The following is a 17,226-nucleotide window of genomic DNA, read 5'->3' on the forward strand; positions in this document are numbered from 1 at the left end:
ATGCTGATCCCCCGTAGGGTCAAGCACCGCAAGCAGCACCACCCGAAGCGCAGCGGTATGTCCAAGGGTGGTACGCAGGTTGCGTTCGGCGAGTACGGCATCCAGGCGCTGACCCCGGCGTACGTGACGAACCGCCAGATCGAAGCAGCTCGTATCGCGATGACCCGCCACATCAAGCGTGGCGGCAAGGTCTGGATCAACATCTACCCGGACCGCCCCCTGACGAAGAAGCCCGCCGAGACCCGCATGGGTTCCGGTAAGGGTTCTCCCGAGTGGTGGATCGCGAACGTCAAGCCCGGTCGGGTGATGTTCGAGCTGTCCTACCCGAACGAGAAGATTGCTCGTGAGGCGCTTACCCGCGCTGCTCACAAGCTTCCGATGAAGTGCCGGATTGTTCGGCGCGAGGCAGGTGAGTCGTGATGTCGGTCGGTACCAAGGCGTCCGAGCTGCGCGAACTGGGCGACGAGGAGCTCCTCAACAAGCTCCGCGAGGCCAAGGAAGAGCTGTTCAACCTCCGCTTCCAGGCGGCAACTGGTCAGCTCGAGAACCACGGTCGGCTCAAGTCCGTCCGTAAGGACATCGCGCGGATCTACACCCTGATGCGTGAGCGCGAGCTGGGCATCGAAACGGTGGAGAGCGCCTGATGAGCGAGAAGACTGTGACTGAGACCAACACCGACCGTAGCTTCCGCAAGACCCGTGAGGGTCTGGTCGTCAGCGACAAGATGGACAAGACCGTCGTCGTCGCCGTCGAAGACCGCGTGAAGCACGCTCTGTACGGCAAGGTCATCCGCCGTACGAACAAGCTCAAGGCTCACGACGAGCAGAACGCCGCCGGCGTCGGCGACCGCGTCATCATCATGGAGACGCGTCCGCTGTCCGCCTCGAAGCGGTGGCGCATCGTCGAGATCCTCGAGAAGGCCAAGTAATTCCTGAGGGGTTCCCCTCAGGTCGGTTCCGCCAGGCTCGGTGAGGGAGCTCCGTAATCCACTTACGGAGCTCCCCGCCGGGAACCGGCAGACGATCAGGAGATAGACGTGATCCAGCAGGAGTCGCGACTTCGCGTCGCCGACAACACGGGTGCGAAGGAAATCCTCACCATCCGTGTTCTCGGTGGTTCGGGTCGCCGCTACGCGGGCATCGGTGACGTCATCGTCGCCACCGTCAAGGACGCGATCCCCGGCGGTAACGTGAAGAAGGGTGACGTCGTCAAGGCTGTCATCGTTCGCACCGTCAAGGAGCGCCGTCGTCAGGATGGCTCGTACATCCGCTTCGACGAGAACGCAGCCGTCATTCTGAAGAACGACGGCGACCCCCGCGGCACCCGCATCTTCGGCCCGGTGGGCCGGGAGCTGCGCGAGAAGAAGTTCATGAAGATCATCTCGCTCGCGCCGGAGGTGCTGTAAGCATGAAGATCAAGAAGGGCGACCTGGTTCAGGTCATCACCGGTAAGGACAAGGGCAAGCAGGGCAAGGTCATCGTGGCCTACCCCGCTCAGGACCGCGTCCTCGTCGAGGGTGTCAACCGGGTCAAGAAGCACACCAAGGCCGGTCAGACGGCTCGCGGTTCGCAGACCGGCGGCATCGTCACCACTGAGGCCCCGATTCACGTCAGCAACGTTCAGCTGGTTGTGGAGAAGGACGGCAACAAGGTCGTCACCCGCGTCGGCTACCGCTTTGACGACGAGGGCAACAAGGTCCGCGTTGCCAAGCGGACTGGTGAGGACATCTGATGACTGCCACCACTTCGCCGCGTCTCAAGACGCGCTACCGCGAGGAAATCGCCGGCAAGCTGCGTGAGGAGTTCTCGTACGAGAACGTCATGCAGATTCCCGGTCTGGTCAAGATCGTGGTCAACATGGGTGTGGGCGACGCCGCCCGCGACTCCAAGCTGATCGACGGCGCCGTGCGCGACCTCACCACGATCACCGGCCAGAAGCCTGCCGTTACCAAGGCCCGCAAGTCCATCGCGCAGTTCAAGCTGCGCGAGGGCCAGCCGATCGGCTGCCACGTCACCCTTCGTGGTGACCGGATGTGGGAGTTCCTGGACCGTACGCTGTCGCTCGCGCTGCCGCGTATCCGTGACTTCCGCGGCCTGTCGCCGAAGCAGTTCGACGGCCGTGGCAACTACACCTTCGGTCTCACGGAGCAGGTCATGTTCCACGAGATCGACCAGGACAAGATCGACCGGGTCCGGGGCATGGACATCACCGTGGTCACCACGGCGACCAACGACGACGAGGGTCGTGCCCTCCTTCGTCACCTCGGCTTCCCGTTCAAGGAGAACTGACCGTGGCGAAGAAGTCCCTGATCGCTAAGGCTGCCCGCAAGCCGAAGTTCGGCGTTCGCGCGTACACGCGTTGCCAGCGCTGCGGCCGCCCGCACTCCGTCTACCGCAAGTTCGGCCTGTGCCGCGTGTGCCTTCGTGAGATGGCTCACCGTGGCGAGCTGCCGGGCGTGACCAAGAGCTCCTGGTAATCACCCCTTCGCCCTTTGGGCGTTGGGATGACCAGGAGACTCTCGGTAAGCATCTGGTCGGCAGGAGCCCGTCCTTTCATGCCGTAGGCTAGAAGGGTTGGGCGCCTGCCGCCCTAGACCGACTTACTACGCCGTAGGTCCCCGCACCGCACCCGTCCCGCCACTGAGTGGGGAGAGGGATGGCGCATACAGGAAACCCCGGCGAGAGAGGCCGAAGGCCAACTCATGACCATGACTGATCCGATCGCAGACATGCTCACGCGTCTGCGCAACGCGAACTCGGCATACCACGACTCCGTCGCGATGCCGCACAGCAAGATCAAGTCGCACATCGCGGAGATCCTCCAGCAGGAGGGCTTCATCACCGGCTGGAAGGTCGAGGACGCCGAGGTTGGCAAGAACCTCGTTCTCGACCTGAAGTTCGGTCCGAACCGCGAGCGCTCGATCGCCGGCATCAAGCGAATCTCGAAGCCGGGTCTGCGTGTTTACGCAAAGTCCACCAACCTGCCGAAGGTCCTCGGCGGCCTGGGCGTGGCGATCATCTCCACGTCCCACGGTCTCCTGACCGGCCAGCAGGCCAGCAAGAAGGGCGTAGGTGGGGAAGTCCTCGCCTACGTCTGGTAGTCGGGAATCGGAGGAATAGCTCATGTCGCGAATCGGCAAGCTCCCCATCCAGGTTCCCGCCGGTGTGGACGTCACCATCGATGGCCGCACGGTCGCGGTGAAGGGCCCCAAGGGTTCCCTCTCGCACACCGTCGCCGCGCCGATCGAGGTCACCAAGGGTGAGGACGGCGTTCTGAACGTCGTCCGCCCGAACGACGAGCGTCAGAACAAGGCCCTTCACGGCCTGTCCCGCACGCTGGTGGCGAACATGATCACCGGCGTGACCCAGGGATACAGCAAGGCGCTCGAAATCAGCGGTGTCGGTTACCGCGTCCAGGCGAAGGGCTCCAACCTGGAGTTCGCCCTGGGCTACAGCCACCCGATCCTCATCGAGGCTCCGGAAGGCATCACCTTCAAGGTCGAGTCGCCCACGAAGCTCAGCGTCGAGGGCATCGACAAGCAGAAGGTCGGCGAGGTAGCCGCCAACATCCGCAAGCTGCGGAAGCCCGACCCGTACAAGGCCAAGGGCGTCAAGTACGCGGGCGAGGTCATCCGCCGCAAGGTCGGAAAGGCTGGTAAGTAGCCATGGCATACGGCGTGAAGATCGCCAAGGGCGACGCGTACAAGCGCGCCTCCCGCAAGCGGCGCCACATCCGCGTCCGCAAGCACATCTCCGGTTCGCCGGAGCGTCCCCGCCTCGTCGTGACGCGTTCCAACCGTCACATCGTGGCCCAGGTCATCGACGACATCGCGGGCCACACGCTCGCGTCGGCGTCGACCCTGGACGTCTCCATCCGTGGTGGCGAGGGTGACAAGAGCGCTCAGGCCCAGCAGGTCGGCGCCCTGGTCGCCGAGCGCGCCAAGGCCGCAGGCGTCGAGGCCGTCGTGTTTGACCGCGGTGGTAACCAGTACGCCGGGCGGATTGCCGCTCTGGCTGACGCCGCCCGTGAAGCCGGGCTGAAGTTCTAAGCCCCGGTTCCTACGCACAGCGGACGTAACAGAGAGAGGTAATTCCAATGGCTGGACCCCAGCGCCGCGGAAGCGGTGCCGGTGGCGGCGAGCGGCGGGACCGGAAGGGCCGTGACGGTGGCCCCAGCGCCGCCGAGAAGACCGCGTACGTTGAGCGCGTTGTCGCGATCAACCGCGTCGCCAAGGTTGTGAAGGGTGGTCGTCGCTTCAGCTTCACCGCGCTGGTCGTGGTGGGCGATGGTGACGGCACCGTCGGTGTCGGTTACGGCAAGGCCAAGGAAGTTCCCGCGGCCATCGCCAAGGGTGTCGAGGAAGCCAAGAAGTCCTTCTTCAAGGTTCCGCGCATCCAGGGCACGATTCCTCACCCGATCACGGGCGAGAAGGCCGCGGGCGTCGTCCTGCTCAAGCCTGCTTCCCCGGGTACCGGCGTCATCGCCGGTGGTCCGGTGCGTGCCGTGCTCGAGTGCGCCGGCGTCCACGACGTCCTGTCGAAGTCGCTCGGTTCTTCCAACGCGATCAACATCGTGCACGCGACCGTGGCGGCCCTTCAGGGCCTGCAGCGTCCCGAGGAGATCGCGGCCCGCCGCGGTCTGCCCCTCGAGGACGTCGCCCCCGCGGCTCTGCTCCGTGCGCGTGCCGGGGCTGGTGCGTAATGGCCAGCCTCAAGATCACGCAGACGAAGTCGTACATCGGTAGCAAGCAGAACCACCGCGACACCCTGCGTTCGCTCGGGCTCAAGCGCCTGCACGACGTGGTTGTCAAGGAGGACCGCCCCGAGTTCCGCGGAATGGTTCACACCGTCCGCCACCTCGTGACGGTTGAGGAGGTTGACTGACATGGCGGAGAACAGCCCGCTGAAGGCCCACAACCTCCGGCCTGCCCCGGGCGCCAAGACCGCCAAGACCCGTGTGGGTCGTGGTGAGGCGTCCAAGGGTAAGACCGCAGGTCGTGGTACCAAGGGAACGAAGGCTCGTTACCAGGTTCCGCAGCGTTTCGAGGGTGGCCAGATGCCCCTCCACATGCGCCTGCCGAAGCTCAAGGGCTTCAAGAACCCGTTCCGCACGGAGTACCAGGTCGTGAACCTGGACAAGCTCGCGACGCTCTACCCCGAGGGTGGAGAGGTCACGGTGGCCGGCCTGGTCGCCAAGGGCGCCGTGCGCAACAACCACCTCGTCAAGGTCCTCGGACAGGGCGAGATCTCCGTGGCGCTGCAGGTTTCGGTTGACGCCGTCTCCGGCTCCGCCAAGGAGAAGATTGCCGCCGCCGGCGGCACCGTCACCGAGCTCGTCTGAGACAACTCGGACAACTCGATGTACTGAACACCCGACCGGGGATGCCTCTTCCAAGAGGCATCCCCGGTTGGTCGTTCCTAGGGGGGCATGGTCGCCGGTAAGGTGGCGTGAGTTGTGTGCTAACCCCTCGGGCACCCGCCCTGGGACACTTTGACTTTTTTTGTGTCCGTCGTATCCGTCGAACCTCAAGACCGTCACCTCTACGCATAGCGCGGGGGTCGCAGGAGGCACCGTGCTCACCGCGTTCGCCCGGGCGTTCAAGACGCCCGACCTGCGCAAGAAGCTGCTCTTCACGCTCGGCATCATCGTTCTCTATCGGCTCGGGGCACACATCCCCGTACCGGGAGTGAGTTACGAGAACGTCCAGACCTGTATCGACCAGGCCAGCAAGGGCAATAACAGCCTCTTCGGTCTCGTCAACATGTTCAGCGGTGGTGCGCTGCTGCAGATCACGATCTTCGCGCTCGGCATCATGCCGTACATCACGGCCAGCATCATTCTTCAGCTGCTGACCGTGGTCATCCCCCGACTGGAGGCCCTCAAGAAGGAGGGACAGTCCGGGCAGACCAAGATCACCCAGTACACGCGTTACCTCACGGTCGCGCTGGCCATCCTCCAGGGCACCGGCCTGGTGGCGACCGCCCGCAGCGGCGCGCTCTTCAGCAGCTGCTCGGTGGGCGACCAGATCGTCCCCAACTCCTCGATCTTCACCACGATCGTCATGGTCGTCACGATGACGGCCGGCACCGCCTGCGTCATGTGGCTCGGTGAGCTCATCACCGACCGCGGCATCGGCAACGGCATGTCGATCCTGATGTTCATCTCGATCGCCGCCAGCTTCCCGAGCGCCCTGTGGGCCATCAAGGAGAGCGGCAAGCTCGCCGACGGCTGGATCGAGTTCGGCACGGTCATCCTCATCGGCATGGTGATGGTGGGCCTCGTCGTCTTCGTCGAGCAGGCCCAGCGCCGCATCCCGGTGCAGTACGCGAAGCGCATGATCGGGCGCCGTTCCTACGGCGGTACGTCCACGTACATCCCGCTCAAGGTGAACCAGGCGGGCGTCATCCCCGTCATCTTCGCCTCCTCGCTCCTCTACATCCCGGCCCTGATCGTCCAGTTCTCCAACTCCAACGCGGGCTGGGCGAACTGGATCAAGGACCACTTCGTCAAGGGCGACCACCCGTACTACATCGCGTCCTACTTCCTCCTGATCGTCTTCTTCGCGTTCTTCTACGTGGCGATCTCGTTCAACCCCGAAGAAGTAGCCGACAACATGAAGAAGTATGGTGGGTTCATCCCGGGTATCCGGGCAGGTCGACCTACAGCCGAGTACCTGAGCTACGTGCTCAACAGGATCACTTGGCCGGGCTCGCTGTACCTGGGTCTGATCGCTCTGGTGCCGACGATGGCGTTGGCAGGCTTCGGCGGTGCGAACCAGAACTTCCCGTTCGGCGGGACGAGCATCCTCATCATCGTGGGTGTGGGTCTGGAAACCGTGAAGCAGATCGAGAGTCAGCTCCAGCAGCGCAATTACGAAGGGTTCCTCCGCTGATGCGAATCGTCCTCGTCGGGCCTCCTGGTGCCGGCAAGGGAACGCAGGCCGCGTACCTTGCCAAGAACCTGTCGATTCCGCACATCTCCACGGGCGACCTCTTCCGCGCCAACATCAGCCAGGGCACCGACCTTGGCAAGCAGGCCCGGTCCTACATGGACAAGGGTCAGCTGGTGCCGGACGAGGTGACCAACGCGATGGCCGAGGACCGCATGTCCCAGCCCGACGCGGCCGGTGGCTTCCTGCTCGACGGCTTCCCGCGCAACGTCGGCCAGGCCGAGGCGCTGGACGAGATGCTCAAGAGCAAGGGTGTGGCACTCGACGCGGTCCTGGACCTGGAGGTCCCCGAGGACGAGGTCGTGAAGCGGATCGCGGGTCGCCGCATCTGCCGCAACGACAGCTCGCACGTCTTCCACGTCGCGTACAACCAGCCGGAGACCGAGGGTGTCTGCGACACCTGCGGCGGCGAGCTGTACCAGCGGGACGACGACAACGAGGAGACGGTCCGCACCCGGCTGGAGGTCTACCACACCCAGACCGAGCCGATCATCGACTACTACCGCGAGCAGGGGCTGGTCGTGACCATCCCCGCCCTCGGCAAGGTCACCGAAGTGACCGAGCGGGCCATGGCGGCGCTCAAGTCCGACGAGGGCTGAGCACCACCCACGCAGTAACTTCCACAGCCGGCCGCGGTGCCCCAGGGCGCCGCGGCCGGCTGTTTGTCGCCGTATCGTGGATTCACGGTCACGTCGCGGCCCCCCGTCCCCGGAGGCGGGAGACGGTCCCCGTCCCCAGAGACGCAGATGCAGAGAGGCGCCCAGCAATGGTGCAGATCAAGACCCCGGAGCAGATCGCCAAGATGCGTGAGGCGGGCCTGGTGGTCGCCGCCATTCACGCCGCCACCCGCGAGGCCGCGGTACCGGGCGCTTCCACCCACGACCTCGACCAGGTCGCGCGCAAGGTGATCGCCGACCACGGCGCGAAGTCGAACTTCCTCGGGTACGGCGGGTTCCCGGCGACCATCTGCACCTCGGTCAACGACGTCGTCGTCCACGGCATCCCGGACGAGAAGACCGTCCTCAAGGACGGCGACATCATCTCCATCGACTGCGGCGCGATCGTGGACGGCTGGCACGGCGACGCCGCGTACACCGCCTTCGTGGGCACCGGACACGCTCCGGAACTGATCGAGCTCTCCCGGGTGACCGAGGAGTCGATGTGGGCCGGTATCGCCGCGATGAAGGTGAACAACCGCCTCCTCGACATCTCGAAGGCGATCGAGGGCTACATCCGCCGCCAGCCCCGCCCCGCCACCGGCAAGTACGGGATCATCGAGGACTACGGCGGCCACGGCATCGGCACCGAGATGCACATGGACCCGCACCTGCTGAACTACGTCTCCCGCAAGCGGGGCAAGGGCATCAAGCTGGTCCCCGGCGTCTGCCTGGCGATCGAGCCCATGGTCTCGCTCGGCACCGCGCAGACGAAGGTGCTCAGCGACGACTGGACCGTGCTCACCACCGACGGCAGCTGGTCCTCCCACTGGGAGCACTCCATCGCGCTCACGGAGGACGGCCCGCTGGTGCTGACCGCCCCGGACGGCGGAGCCGAGAAGCTCGCCCCGTACGGCGTCCAGGCGGCGCCGGACCCGCTGGCCTGAGCACGCGGCCCGGCGCCGGCCGATCGCCTCGCCCGTCGGGGCGTAAGGATCACGGACGCTGGGCAAACTTGACGGATTCGTCTTTTGGAGTCCGCTGACGTAGACTGACTCGTCGGCTCTCGTGCATCCGTGTGTCCACTTGGTGGTAGCAGGGCAGAGCGGGAGTCGATCAAGGTAGCCGATTCGAAAGGCGAAGCGTGGCCAAGAAGCAAGGTGCCATCGAAATCGAGGGCACCGTGATCGAGTCCCTCCCGAACGCAATGTTCCGGGTGGAGCTCCAGAACGGTCACAAGGTCCTCGCGCACATCAGCGGCAAGATGCGGATGCACTACATCCGTATCCTCCCCGATGACCGGGTCGTGGTGGAGCTCTCTCCGTACGACCTGACGCGTGGCCGGATCGTCTACCGGTACAAGTAGATCTTGCCCCCATCGCGCTGCGGCGCGGTGATGGCACTGACCCGGAGAACCTGACATCCCATGAAGGTCAAGCCGAGCGTCAAGAAGATCTGCGACAAGTGCAAGGTGATCCGCCGTCACGGCCGGGTCATGGTCATCTGCGAAAACCTGCGCCACAAGCAGCGCCAGGGCTGACGCACGACCCCCTGCATCTCGCAGTTCTTCGCGCGACGCACGTAATACGTACATACGCAGTGCCCGTCCAAGCCACGGCTGACGACACCTCCGGCGGGGGCCGGGGACCCGGGCGTACCACTGACTCGTTCGAGCGGTCGGCGGTCGGGAGCGGCACTGTGGAAGACCCCCGACTTAACAACTGGAGCCATTGAATGGCACGCGTTTCAGGTGTTGACATCCCGCGCGAAAAGCGCGTGGAGGTTGCCCTCACCTACGTCTTCGGCATCGGGCGCACCCGGTCCAAGGAGATCCTCGCCGCGACCGGCGTGAACCCGAACACCCGTGTTCGCGACCTGGCCGAAGAGGACCTCGTCAAGATCCGCGAGTTCGTCGACGCCAACCTGCGCACCGAGGGTGACCTCCGCCGCGAGATCCAGGGCGACATCCGCCGCAAGATCGAGATCGGCTGCTACCAGGGCATTCGCCACCGTCGTGGCCTGCCGGTGCACGGTCAGCGCACCAGCACGAACGCGCGTACCCGCAAGGGCCCGCGTCGCGCCATCGCCGGTAAGAAGAAGCCGGGCAAGAAGTAGTCCTCAGCGGACGCACTGCGAGGTCCGGACTTCCGGCCGAGCAGCAACCAGCGGTCTTCGCTGTAGGACCGATCACCTCCCCTCTCCATCTGGAGTAAGACATGCCCCCCAAGGGTCGTCAGGGCGCAGCCAAGAAGGTGCGTCGCAAGGAAAAGAAGAACGTCGCTCACGGCCACGCGCACATCAAGAGCACGTTCAACAACACCATCGTCTCGATCACGGACCCCTCGGGCAACGTGATCTCCTGGGCCTCCGCCGGCCACGTCGGCTTCAAGGGCTCGCGCAAGTCCACCCCCTTCGCCGCGCAGATGGCCGCCGAGTCGGCCGCCCGCCGCGCGCAGGAGCACGGCATGCGCAAGGTCGACGTCTTCGTCAAGGGTCCGGGCTCCGGCCGCGAGACCGCGATCCGCTCCCTCCAGGCCACGGGCCTCGAGGTCGGTTCGATCCAGGACGTCACCCCGACGCCGCACAACGGCTGCCGTCCGCCGAAGCGTCGCCGCGTCTGACGCATGACGGCCGGTGACGGCCGTCTGTGTTCACGCACACCTGTGGGACCGGGCGGTACCTCCCTTCGGGGGCGTACCGCCCGTACCCTTGTTGTATCTGTCGGGCATCAAATAGTGGGTGCCCACGACTGAAGGACATCAGCATGCTGATCGCCCAGCGCCCGTCGCTGACCGAAGAGGTCGTCGACGAGTTCCGCTCCCGGTTCGTCATCGAGCCGCTGGAGCCCGGTTTCGGTTACACCCTCGGCAACTCCCTGCGCCGTACCCTCCTCTCCTCGATCCCCGGTGCCGCTGTCACCAGCATCCGGATCGACGGTGTCCTGCACGAGTTCACCACCGTGCCGGGCGTCAAGGAGGATGTGACCGACCTCATCCTCAACATCAAGCAGCTGGTCGTCTCCTCGGAGCACGACGAGCCGGTCGTGATGTACCTGCGCAAGCAGGGTCCCGGCCTGGTCACCGCTGCCGACATCGCGCCGCCGGCCGGCGTCGAGGTCCACAACCCGGACCTCGTCCTCGCCACGCTGAACGGCAAGGGCAAGCTGGAGATGGAGCTGACCGTCGAGCGCGGTCGCGGCTACGTCTCCGCCGTCCAGAACAAGCAGGCGGGCCAGGAGATCGGCCGCATCCCGGTCGACTCCATCTACTCCCCGGTGCTCAAGGTCACGTACAAGGTCGAGGCGACCCGTGTCGAGCAGCGCACCGACTTCGACAAGCTGATCGTCGACGTCGAGACCAAGCAGGCCATGCGTCCCCGTGACGCCATGGCGTCGGCCGGTAAGACCCTGGTCGAGCTGTTCGGTCTGGCGCGCGAGCTCAACATCGACGCCGAGGGCATCGACATGGGCCCGTCGCCCACGGACGCCGCGCTCGCCGCCGATCTGGCGCTGCCGATCGAGGAGCTGGAGCTCACGGTCCGTTCGTACAACTGCCTCAAGCGCGAGGGCATCCACTCCGTGGGTGAGCTCGTGGCGCGTTCCGAGGCCGACCTGCTCGACATCCGCAACTTCGGTGCGAAGTCGATCGACGAGGTCAAGGCGAAGCTGGCCGGCATGGGCCTGGCCCTCAAGGACAGCCCGCCCGGATTCGACCCGACCGCCGCCGCCGACGCCTTCGGCGCCGACGACGACGCGGACGCGGGCTTCGTGGAGACCGAGCAGTACTAGGACGCCTCCGGCTGGGGTGCGCGGGGTTCGTACCGCGTGCCCCGGGCCGGGGTCGAGGCTTTGTCCTCGAACGCCGGACGGGCTGGATTTCCTCGGCCCGTCCGTGAGGGCCTCCGGGTCCTCGCAACCATGGACTTCCGCGGGGCGACCGCCTCACGGGAACTGACACCGGTACCTGATACGGCCGGTGCAGCACACAAGGAGAAACACCATGCCGCGTCCCGCCAAGGGTGCACGTCTGGGCGGCAGCGCCGCGCACGAGCGTCTGCTGCTCGCGAACCTCGCGAAGTCGCTGTTCGAGCACGGCCGCATCACGACGACCGAGGCCAAGGCCCGTCGTCTGCGCCCCGTCGCCGAGCGTCTCGTCACGAAGGCGAAGAAGGGCGACATCCACAACCGTCGCCTGGTGCTCCAGACGATCACGGACAAGAGCATCGTCCACACGCTCTTCACCGAGATCGCCCCCCGGTACGAGAACCGCCCCGGTGGTTACACCCGTATCACCAAGATCGGCAACCGTCGTGGCGACAACGCCCCGATGGCCGTCATCGAGCTCGTCGAGGCCCTGACCGTGGCCCAGCAGGCCACCGGTGAGGCCGAGGCCGCCACCAAGCGTGCGGTCAAGGAGGACGCGGCCAAGGCCGAGTCCACCGAGGTCGTCGAGGACGCCAAGCCGGCCGAGGCCGACACGGAGTCCAAGGACGCCTGAGCGTTCTGAGACCACTGTGCGGGCCCGCACCACCCTTCGGGGCGGTGCGGGCCCGTTCCGTTTGCGATGGGTATTGAGAGGATGCGCGGGTGAGCGACGAGCCTGAGGCCGGTGCGGTACGCGTACGGCTGGACCTTTCCTACGACGGCAAGGACTTCTCCGGCTGGGCGAAGCAGACGTCCCGGCGCACCGTGCAGGGGGAGATCGAGGACGCCCTGCGTACGGTGACCCGCTCCGCGCGGACGTACGACCTGACGGTGGCGGGCCGTACGGACGCCGGGGTGCACGCCCGGGGGCAGGTCGCGCACGTCGACCTGCCGGTGGAGGTGTGGGAGGAGCACCGGGAGAAGCTGCTGCGCCGGATGGCGGGGCGGCTGCCGCTGGACGTACGTATCTGGCGGGCTGCCGAAGCCCCGGCGGGGTTCAACGCCCGCTTCTCGGCGATGCACCGGCGGTACGCCTACCGGGTGGCTGATCGGCCCGGCGGGGTCGATCCGCTGACGCGCGGTCATGTGCTGTGGCACGACCGGCCGTTGGACGTCGACGCGATGAACGAGGCGGCGGCGCCGATGGTCGGCGAGCACGACTTCGCCGCGTACTGCAAGAAGCGTGAGGGCGCGACCACCATCCGGACGCTCCAGAAGCTGAGGTGGGTACGGGACGAGGAGTCGGGCGCCCTCACCGCGACCGTGCAGGCGGACGCCTTCTGCCACAACATGGTGCGCGCGCTGATCGGCGCCGCCCTGTTCGTGGGCGACGGGCGGCGCCCCGCCCCCTGGCCCGCCGAGGTGCTGGCGGCCCGGGTGCGGGACCCCGGAGTCCACGTGGTGAAGCCGCACGGGCTCACCCTGGAGGAAGTGGCCTACCCGGTGGACGAGTTGCTGGCCGCCCGCGCCCAGGAGGCCCGTCACGTCCGATCGTTGCCCGACGGGAGCGTGGACCCGGACGGATTCGGCTGCTGCTGAGTCGACGTCACCCCGCCTCTCCCGGGGCGGGCCCGGGAGAGGCGGAGGCGCCGCCGGGCCTGCGGGCGGGTCAGCCGGTGGCGGCCGACGCGGCGGCCGACGCCTGGGTCTCGCCCCGGCTGCGGATCTGGTGGAAGGTGAAGTTGGTCAGGTCGTCGCCGGCCGAGAACACGTCCTTGTCGTCCTTGGTGACGTTCACCCCGTCGGTGAAGCCGCTGACCGAGAAGTACGCGTACCTGCCGTAGGAGTTGGCCGTACGGCGGCAGATCACCCCGGCCCGGCAGAACGTCGGCACGCCGCCGCCGCTGAGCGAGGCGACCTGGCCCTCCGACTCCTCGACGGCCTTCTTCGCCTGCGCCTCGGTGCCGAACACCGCGACCCCCACCGTGACCGCGACCCCGTCCCGCGAGTACGTGGCCCGGATCAGCTGGTCGCAGCCGTTCCTGGTGAGGACCGTGCCCAGCGCGCCCTGGGTCCCCGCGGCGCACCGCGTGGTGCGGTCCGTGGGGCCCTTGAGGTGCACGCGGTCGCCGGAGGTCAGCTTCTTGCCCGGGAAGAACCCGTCCACCGTGATCGGCAGCTTGTCCTTCTTCTCGTCCGAGATGAAGTCCATCGGGTCCGGCGGGGGAGCGGGGGCCACCGAGGAGAAGGACGGAGCCGGCTCCGCGGACTCCGGCGGCAGATCCTCCGGTCCCGGCAGCGCGCTCGCGCTCGGTCCGGCCTCCGCGCCGCCGCCGCCCGCCGACACCACGGCGGTCGCCACGATCGCCGCGACGGCCGCCGTGGCCAGCGCACCGCCCCCGATCAGCAGCCACTTCCGGCGCCGGCTCTTCGCCGCGGACTCCTCCGCCAGTGCCGCCCAGTCCGGAGTCCGGCTTTCCCCGGGCCCCCAGGAGGGCCCCCCATGCCCAAAGCTCATGGGGCGCATCCTAGAGGTTCTCGGACAGTGAGAGGCCCGGGTGCCGGGGCTCCCACGGAATCCGGTTGGGTCGAAGCGCCCCCGCCCGGGACAATGGCGGCATGGGACATCTCGAAGCGGGCCACCTGGAGTACTACCTACCGGACGGGCGGGTGCTGCTCGGCGACGCTTCCTTCCGGGTCGCCGACGGTGCCGTGGTGGCCCTCGTCGGCGCCAACGGAGCCGGCAAGACGACACTGCTGCGCCTGCTCTCCGGCGAGCTCCAGCCGCACGGCGGCACGGTCTCGGTGAGCGGCGGCCTCGGCGTGATGGGCCAGTTCGTCGGCTCCGTACGCGACGGCCAGACCGTCCGTGACCTGCTGGTCTCCGTGGCGCACCCGCAGATCCGGGCCGCCGCGAAGGCGGTGGACGCCGCCGAGGAGCTGATCCTCACCGTCGACGACGAGGCCGCGCAGATGAAGTACGCGCAGGCCCTCAGCGACTGGGCGGAGGTGCGCGGCTACGAGGCGGAGACCCTCTGGGACATGTGCACCACGGCCGCGCTCGGCGTCCCGTACGACAAGGCGCAGTACCGCGAGGCGCGCACCCTCAGCGGCGGCGAGCAGAAGCGCCTGGTCCTCGAAGCGCTGCTGCGCGGACCCGACGAGGTGCTGCTCCTCGACGAGCCGGACAACTACCTCGACGTCCCCGGCAAGCGCTGGCTGGAGGAGAAACTCAAGGAGACCCGCAAGACGGTCCTCTTCGTCTCCCACGACCGCGAGCTGCTCTCCCGCGCCGCCGAGAAGATCGTCAGCGTCGAGCCCGGCGCGGCCGGCAGCGACGTCTGGGTGCACGGCGGCGGCTTCGACACCTACCACCAGGCCCGCAAGGACCGGTTCGCCCGGTTCGAGGAGCTGCTGCGCCGCTGGCAGGAGGAGCACGCCCGGCTGCGCGCCCTCGTCCTGCGGATGCGGCAGCAGGCGGCCATCAGCCCCGACATGGCCAACCGCTACCACGCCATGCAGACCCGCTTCAAGAAGTTCGAGGACGCCGGCCCGCCCCCCGAGCCGCCCCGCGAGCAGGACATCCGGATGCGACTGCGCGGCGGACGCACCGGCGTACGTGCGGTGACCTGCACACAGCTGGAGCTCACCGGCCTGATGAAGCCGTTCGACCTGGAGATCTTCTACGGCGAGCGGGTCGCCGTCCTCGGCTCCAACGGCTCCGGGAAGTCCCACTTCCTGCGCCTCCTCGCCGGGGAGCCGGTCGCGCACACCGGCGAGTACAAGCTCGGCGCCCGGGTGGTCGCCGGCCACTTCGCGCAGACCCACGCCCACCCGGAGCTGCTCGGCAAGACCCTGGTGGAGATCCTCTGGAGCGAGCAGGCGAAGGACCGGGGCGCGGCGATGGGCGTGCTGCGCCGGTACGAGCTGGAGCGCCAGGGCGACCAGCCCTTCGAGAAGCTCTCCGGCGGCCAGCAGGCCCGCTTCCAGATCCTGCTGCTGGAGCTGTCGGGCACCACCGCGCTGCTGCTGGACGAGCCCACGGACAACCTGGACCTGGAGTCCGCGGAGGCGCTCCAGGACGGCCTGGAGGCGTATGACGGGACCGTGATGGCCGTCACCCACGACCGCTGGTTCGCGAAGTCCTTCGACCGGTACCTCGTCTTCGGTTCGGACGGTGTGGTGCGCGAGACGACCGAGCCGGTCTGGGACGAACGACGGGTCGAGCGGACCCGCTGAGGGCCGTCCCGTAGGCTTCGCGTTCGCAGTCCGGCCCTCCCCGCCGTGTTCCTCGTGTTCCGCGTGGGGTGGCCGGACCTCCGTCCGCCCCGGAACCACGGGGTTCGGCGGGGCCGGGCGAGGGTCATTTTGACCCGTGCGGGGGCCCCCGGGTAGTCTTCTGGTTTGTTATGCGTATTGGCTTGGTCGTTCTCACGCGAGGGGCCCTTACGCCGGTCCACCGGGCCGATGACCAGCGGCAGGCACTCGGGTTGCGTCCCCGCAGCGCCGCCAAGGCTGGTGTGATCGTCCGGGTGGCCTTGTCAGGACTCCACTCACTGAAGAAGCGAAGGCTACGACCGTGCGTACGTACAGCCCCAAGCCCGGAGATGTGACGCGCCAGTGGCACGTCATCGACGCCCAGGACATCGTCCTGGGTCGTCTGGCCACCACGGCTGCGAACCTCCTCCGAGGCAAGCACAAGGCGATTTACGCCCCCCACATGGACATGGGCGACTTCGTCATCATCATCAACGCCGACAAGGTTCACCTGTCCGGCAACAAGAAGACCCAGAAGATGGCGTACCGCCACTCCGGCTTCCCGGGTGGTCTCCGCTCGGTCCGCTACGACGAGCTGCTCTCCAAGAACCCGGAGAAGGCCGTCGAGAAGGCCATCAAGGGCATGATCCCCAAGAACACCCTGGGCCGGCAGATGCTGTCGAAGCTCAAGGTGTACGCGGGCGACCAGCACCCGCACGCTGCGCAGCAGCCGGTCCCGTACGAGATCACCCAGGTCGCGCAGTAGTTCCGGCCTCCCCCTAAGACCATAAGAAAGATCTGAGGAGAATCGTGGCCGAGACCACTGTTGAGACCGTCGAGGGCACCGAGGGCGAGGAGACCTTCGCCGAGGTGACCACCTTCGAGTCCGAGGTCCCCGTCGAGGGTGAGTACACCTCCGAGTCGCTCGCCGGCCGCTTCGGCGACCCGCAGCCCGCCGCCGGCCTTGGCCGTCGCAAGAACGCCATCGCCCGCGTCCGGATCGTTCCGGGCACCGGCAAGTGGAAGATCAACGGTCGCACCCTTGAGGACTACTTCCCCAACAAGGTGCACCAGCAGGAAGTCAACGAGCCCTTCAAGGTGCTCGAGCTCGACAACCGCTACGACGTCATCGCCCGCATCTCGGGTGGCGGCGTCTCGGGTCAGGCCGGTGCCCTGCGCCTCGGCGTCGCCCGTGCGCTGAACGAGGCTGACGTGGACAACAACCGCGCCACGCTGAAGAAGGCCGGCTTCCTCTCCCGCGACGACCGTGCGGTCGAGCGCAAGAAGGCCGGTCTCAAGAAGGCCCGCAAGGCGCCGCAGTACAGCAAGCGCTAAACCCCGCCTGCTCGTCTGCTTCACACGTTCGCCCCGGCGGCACACACCGTGCTGTCGGGGCGTTCGTTTATCGCCCCTCACGGGCGTATAACGGCATAAGACGTTCATCGGCGCATCCCGCCCTCCCGGGTGCGAAGCGTGGCGATGTGCACCCCTTTGGCTTTTGT

The 17,226-nt window shown here is 67.1% G+C and carries 27 protein-coding genes; 26 read left to right on the forward strand and 1 reads right to left on the reverse strand.

Annotation, left to right across the window (positions count from 1 at the left end; genetic code table 11):
- The 23 genes from rplP to truA all read left to right on the forward strand — a co-directional run bounded on the left by rplP (position 1) and on the right by truA (position 13,066).
- Positions 1-420, forward strand: a complete 420-nt coding sequence (rplP, locus tag OHT52_RS18375; RefSeq protein ID WP_014047785.1) for a 50S ribosomal protein L16 — start codon at positions 1-3, stop codon at positions 418-420.
- Positions 420-644, forward strand: coding sequence for a 50S ribosomal protein L29 (gene rpmC / locus OHT52_RS18380; protein WP_275493826.1), 225 nt, complete (start codon positions 420-422; stop codon positions 642-644). Before rplP ends, rpmC begins: the two co-directional genes overlap by 1 nt.
- Positions 644-928, forward strand: coding sequence for a 30S ribosomal protein S17 (gene rpsQ, locus OHT52_RS18385; protein WP_328721288.1), 285 nt, complete (start codon positions 644-646; stop codon positions 926-928). Before rpmC ends, rpsQ begins: the two co-directional genes overlap by 1 nt.
- A 108-nt stretch (positions 929-1,036) precedes the next feature.
- The gene (rplN, locus tag OHT52_RS18390) at positions 1,037-1,405 is read left to right on the forward strand and encodes a 50S ribosomal protein L14 (RefSeq protein ID WP_003966950.1); all 369 of its coding nucleotides are present in this window, start codon (positions 1,037-1,039) and stop codon (positions 1,403-1,405) included.
- Positions 1,406-1,407: 2 nt separating this feature from the next.
- A complete protein-coding gene (rplX, locus tag OHT52_RS18395) occupies positions 1,408-1,731 on the forward strand; it encodes a 50S ribosomal protein L24 (RefSeq protein ID WP_275493828.1) in 324 nt (107 codons plus the stop codon).
- The gene (gene rplE / locus OHT52_RS18400; RefSeq protein ID WP_328721289.1) at positions 1,731-2,288 is read left to right on the forward strand and encodes a 50S ribosomal protein L5; all 558 of its coding nucleotides are present in this window, start codon (positions 1,731-1,733) and stop codon (positions 2,286-2,288) included. The genes rplX and rplE overlap by 1 nt, the downstream gene beginning before the upstream one ends.
- A gap of 2 nt (positions 2,289-2,290) precedes the next feature.
- Entirely contained in the window at positions 2,291-2,476 is a 186-nt protein-coding gene (locus OHT52_RS18405; protein WP_030368403.1) for a type Z 30S ribosomal protein S14, read from the forward strand.
- Positions 2,477-2,701: 225 nt separating this feature from the next.
- Entirely contained in the window at positions 2,702-3,100 is a 399-nt protein-coding gene (gene rpsH / locus OHT52_RS18410; protein ID WP_328721290.1) for a 30S ribosomal protein S8, read from the forward strand.
- 22 nt (positions 3,101-3,122) lie between these two features.
- Positions 3,123-3,662, forward strand: coding sequence for a 50S ribosomal protein L6 (gene rplF, locus OHT52_RS18415; protein ID WP_014154583.1), 540 nt, complete (start codon positions 3,123-3,125; stop codon positions 3,660-3,662).
- 2 nt (positions 3,663-3,664) lie between these two features.
- Positions 3,665-4,048, forward strand: a complete 384-nt coding sequence (gene rplR / locus OHT52_RS18420) for a 50S ribosomal protein L18 (protein ID WP_328721291.1) — start codon at positions 3,665-3,667, stop codon at positions 4,046-4,048.
- Between the two features lie 47 nt (positions 4,049-4,095).
- Positions 4,096-4,701: a 30S ribosomal protein S5 gene (gene rpsE / locus OHT52_RS18425; RefSeq protein WP_328721292.1), complete on the forward strand. Its 606-nt coding sequence runs from the start codon at positions 4,096-4,098 to the stop codon at positions 4,699-4,701.
- Entirely contained in the window at positions 4,701-4,883 is a 183-nt protein-coding gene (gene rpmD, locus OHT52_RS18430; RefSeq protein WP_219611742.1) for a 50S ribosomal protein L30, read from the forward strand. Before rpsE ends, rpmD begins: the two co-directional genes overlap by 1 nt.
- Position 4,884: 1 nt before the next feature.
- Positions 4,885-5,340, forward strand: coding sequence for a 50S ribosomal protein L15 (gene rplO, locus OHT52_RS18435; protein ID WP_328721293.1), 456 nt, complete (start codon positions 4,885-4,887; stop codon positions 5,338-5,340).
- Between the two features lie 232 nt (positions 5,341-5,572).
- Positions 5,573-6,892 (forward strand): preprotein translocase subunit SecY, encoded by a 1,320-nt coding sequence (gene secY / locus OHT52_RS18440; RefSeq protein ID WP_328721294.1) that lies wholly within the window; start codon positions 5,573-5,575, stop codon positions 6,890-6,892.
- Positions 6,892-7,548, forward strand: coding sequence for an adenylate kinase (locus OHT52_RS18445; protein WP_328721295.1), 657 nt, complete (start codon positions 6,892-6,894; stop codon positions 7,546-7,548). The genes secY and OHT52_RS18445 overlap by 1 nt, the downstream gene beginning before the upstream one ends.
- A 167-nt stretch (positions 7,549-7,715) precedes the next feature.
- The gene (map, locus tag OHT52_RS18450; RefSeq protein ID WP_328721296.1) at positions 7,716-8,552 is read left to right on the forward strand and encodes a type I methionyl aminopeptidase; all 837 of its coding nucleotides are present in this window, start codon (positions 7,716-7,718) and stop codon (positions 8,550-8,552) included.
- 197 nt (positions 8,553-8,749) lie between these two features.
- Entirely contained in the window at positions 8,750-8,971 is a 222-nt protein-coding gene (infA, locus tag OHT52_RS18455) for a translation initiation factor IF-1 (protein WP_014047798.1), read from the forward strand.
- 60 nt (positions 8,972-9,031) lie between these two features.
- Positions 9,032-9,145 carry a 50S ribosomal protein L36 gene (gene rpmJ, locus OHT52_RS18460; RefSeq protein WP_009740505.1) on the forward strand — a complete coding sequence of 38 codons (114 nt, stop codon included), beginning with the start codon at positions 9,032-9,034 and terminating at the stop codon, positions 9,143-9,145.
- A 194-nt stretch (positions 9,146-9,339) separates the two neighbouring features.
- On the forward strand, positions 9,340-9,720 hold the full coding sequence (rpsM, locus tag OHT52_RS18465) for a 30S ribosomal protein S13 (protein WP_266705192.1): 381 nt from the start codon (positions 9,340-9,342) through the stop codon (positions 9,718-9,720).
- 101 nt (positions 9,721-9,821) lie between these two features.
- Entirely contained in the window at positions 9,822-10,226 is a 405-nt protein-coding gene (gene rpsK, locus OHT52_RS18470; RefSeq protein ID WP_003956432.1) for a 30S ribosomal protein S11, read from the forward strand.
- 143 nt (positions 10,227-10,369) lie between these two features.
- The gene (locus OHT52_RS18475) at positions 10,370-11,392 is read left to right on the forward strand and encodes a DNA-directed RNA polymerase subunit alpha (RefSeq protein WP_024755423.1); all 1,023 of its coding nucleotides are present in this window, start codon (positions 10,370-10,372) and stop codon (positions 11,390-11,392) included.
- A 211-nt stretch (positions 11,393-11,603) separates the two neighbouring features.
- On the forward strand, positions 11,604-12,101 hold the full coding sequence (gene rplQ, locus OHT52_RS18480) for a 50S ribosomal protein L17 (protein WP_328721298.1): 498 nt from the start codon (positions 11,604-11,606) through the stop codon (positions 12,099-12,101).
- 89 nt (positions 12,102-12,190) lie between these two features.
- Positions 12,191-13,066: a tRNA pseudouridine(38-40) synthase TruA gene (gene truA / locus OHT52_RS18485; protein ID WP_328721299.1), complete on the forward strand. Its 876-nt coding sequence runs from the start codon at positions 12,191-12,193 to the stop codon at positions 13,064-13,066.
- A 70-nt stretch (positions 13,067-13,136) separates the two neighbouring features.
- On the opposite strand, the gene OHT52_RS18490 is transcribed toward truA, so the two are convergent.
- Positions 13,137-13,985, reverse strand: a complete 849-nt coding sequence (locus OHT52_RS18490; protein WP_328721300.1) for a hypothetical protein — start codon at positions 13,983-13,985, stop codon at positions 13,137-13,139.
- A gap of 101 nt (positions 13,986-14,086) precedes the next feature.
- Here OHT52_RS18490 and OHT52_RS18495 point away from each other — a divergent pair, with 101 nt between their 5' ends.
- From OHT52_RS18495 to rpsI, 3 genes are all read left to right on the forward strand, one after another.
- Complete coding sequence (locus OHT52_RS18495) at positions 14,087-15,706, forward strand: ABC-F family ATP-binding cassette domain-containing protein (RefSeq protein ID WP_328721301.1); 1,620 nt, start codon at positions 14,087-14,089, stop codon at positions 15,704-15,706.
- A gap of 340 nt (positions 15,707-16,046) precedes the next feature.
- Positions 16,047-16,490, forward strand: coding sequence for a 50S ribosomal protein L13 (gene rplM, locus OHT52_RS18500; RefSeq protein WP_275493842.1), 444 nt, complete (start codon positions 16,047-16,049; stop codon positions 16,488-16,490).
- Between the two features lie 44 nt (positions 16,491-16,534).
- Positions 16,535-17,059, forward strand: a complete 525-nt coding sequence (gene rpsI, locus OHT52_RS18505) for a 30S ribosomal protein S9 (protein WP_266705178.1) — start codon at positions 16,535-16,537, stop codon at positions 17,057-17,059.
- The last annotated feature ends 167 nt before the right edge of the window (positions 17,060-17,226 follow it).

The sequence above is a fragment of the Streptomyces sp. NBC_00247 genome, assembly GCF_036188265.1.
Lineage (GTDB): Bacteria > Actinomycetota > Actinomycetes > Streptomycetales > Streptomycetaceae > Streptomyces.